This window comes from Limnoglobus sp., from assembly GCF_059499385.1.
The window spans coordinates 1-2,301 of sequence record NZ_JCABYM010000090.1 but is presented as its reverse complement, the minus strand read 5'-3'; the positions used below and the strand labels follow the sequence as shown (position 1 = coordinate 2,301).

The following is a 2,301-nucleotide window of genomic DNA, read 5'->3' as shown; positions in this document are numbered from 1 at the left end:
GCGACGGGGGAAAGAATCCGTTCGCCCGAAAACCGCCCCGACCGGGTGGGGTGAGGGACGTTTCTTCTTATTTCCTCCGGCTGACCCGAAATAAGAAGAAACGACTCCCACCCCACTGGAAGGGGTGGTCGTTCTTAATTCCGGTCCGGGATTCGCCAATACTTATACCCCGAACGCCCGCCATTCCCCCGTCGCGCCCAGAGTTCGCCGCACCCGTTCTCCAGCACCGCCTCGAACCGCTTCACGTTCACCCGCACCTCGTCCGGCAGCTTCGCCCAAATCTCGTCCCGCGTCACCGCGTCCGCCTCCGTGCCGAACGGGATCGTCACGCACAACGCCTCCCGCACCGCCGCCCGCCGCTCGTCCTCCGTCCGCTCCCGCTCCTTCACCCGGCCGGCGACTACTGATCGCTCGTCCACCACCCGATACCCGTGGCCGTCGGCGGACATCTCGACCAGCGTTTCCGGCGGGATGCCGTCGAGCCGGCCCTTCGCCACCAGCTTCCGCCGCCGGCCGTCCGGGTCGCCGGTCGCGTACCCGAGTTCGAGCATCACGTCGAAGAACCCGGCGATGGCCCCGCTGCCCCGCGACGCCGTGCCGTGGTCGCCGCCGGACTTGCGGACGTGGTGGATGCACAGGACGGTGCGGCCGTTCGCCGCGAGCCGGCGGAGCGGCTTGAGGGCGTCCGTCACGTCCGTCGCGTGGTTCTCGTCCCGGACCGGCCACAGGTCGGCGAGCGTGTCGAGGATGACGAGGTCGCGGCCGTCGGCCTCCAGGTCGGCGGCGAGGCCGGCGAGGAACGCGGCCCAGTCGTCGGCCGTCGGCCGGCCGAGGAACGGGCGGATGACGAGCGCGACTTGGTCCCCCAGGTTCAGCCGCTTCTGCCGCTCGGCCCAGACGGCCTTGTCCTCCTCCGTGAGCACGACGGCCCGGCCCGGCAGGACGGCCCGGCCGAGGAACTCGCCGCCGGCCCCGAGGGCGGACAGCAGGTGCGTCAGGAGCGTCGTCTTGCCGCACTTCGGCAGGGCGGACAGGACGCACACGCCGCCGCGGGGCAGGTAGCCGTCCCACAGCCACCCGGTCGGGTTCGGGTCGGCCTCGACCTCCTTCGCGATGGTCGTGATCGGGACCGGGACCGGCCACCGGCGGGCGAGGTCGGCCGGCTGGGCCGTCACCCGCTTCGCGGCCGCGGCGATAGTCTGGGCGAGGTCGTGGCCGACGGCGGCCGGCGAACGGCACGGCGTCGGCGTGCCGGTGTCGGTCCCCGCGGCTCCCACCGGCACGCTCACGCCGTGCCGTTCGCCTAAGCGGCTCCGCACCCACTCGCGAACGTCCTTCACCCCGTCCGGCGGGCAGAGGCCCAGGACCGTGCGGTCCGGCAGCGCGCACGCGACCACCTTCGCCACGAGGTCGGCCCCGTCCTTGCCGGGCCACCGGCCGTCCGGCTTGCGGTCGTTCTCGCCGACGACGAAGATCGGCCGGCCGGGGGCGGCGTTCCGCAGGGCCGCGGCGAGCAGGTCGCCGCCGCCGTGGGAACTCGGCCGGCCGACGGCCGCGAGGCCGAGGCACCCGAGGGCCGCCACGTCCGAGAACCCTTCGACGACGAAGATCGGCCCGTCGGCATCGACCCACCCGGCGGAGACCACCAGCCCGCGGCGGCTGCCCGGCACGCACCGCTTCGACCCGTCCGGCCGGCGGGTGGAGACGCCGACGACCTGCCCGTCGGCGTCGATTTCGGGGATCGTCCAGGCGGCGAGTTCCTCGGACCAGCCCACGTCCGGCACGGCGTCCGCGGCCGCGGCCGGCAGCCCGAGGGCGCGGGCGAGGGCGTCCCGGCGCGGGGCGGTGAAGTCGCGGGCGCAGCGGCGGACGAGGGCGAGCAGGGGCGAACGGCCCGGCGTCAGCGTGCCGGTGTCGGTCGCGGCAGCTTTCACCGGCACGCTCACGCCGTGCCGTTCGCCCCTGTCGGCCTTGTACATCGTCCACGTCGGGTCCTTCGCCGGCCCGAGGCAGACGAACCCCGGCTGCGGGCCGGCCTTCCGGCCGCACAGGATGAGCGTGCCGTCGGGGCCGGCGGCGAAGCTGCACTTGTGGTCGCCGCCGCAGACGTGGCACGGGGTCTTCTTCGACGCGCGGACCATCTTCGACTGAGACATGACATCGACCCTTCTCGGAAGTGTTCCGAAACGAGAAATGGGGTGGCCGGGGGTGGGGTGGGAGGCGTTTCTTCCAACGAACCCGCCGGCCGGCGTGATGTGAACACACGTTCACTATCCGGCGCAGTCTAAGATTCGATCCGGG

The 2,301-nt window shown here is 72.9% G+C and carries 1 protein-coding gene; it reads right to left on the bottom strand.

Going from position 1 to position 2,301, the window contains the following annotated elements:
* Positions 1–134: 134 nt before the first annotated feature.
* Positions 135–2,156, bottom strand: coding sequence for an AAA family ATPase (locus AC5JJ2_RS16455; protein WP_495859102.1), 2,022 nt, complete (start codon positions 2,154–2,156; stop codon positions 135–137).
* Between the last annotated feature and the right edge of the window lie 145 nt (positions 2,157–2,301).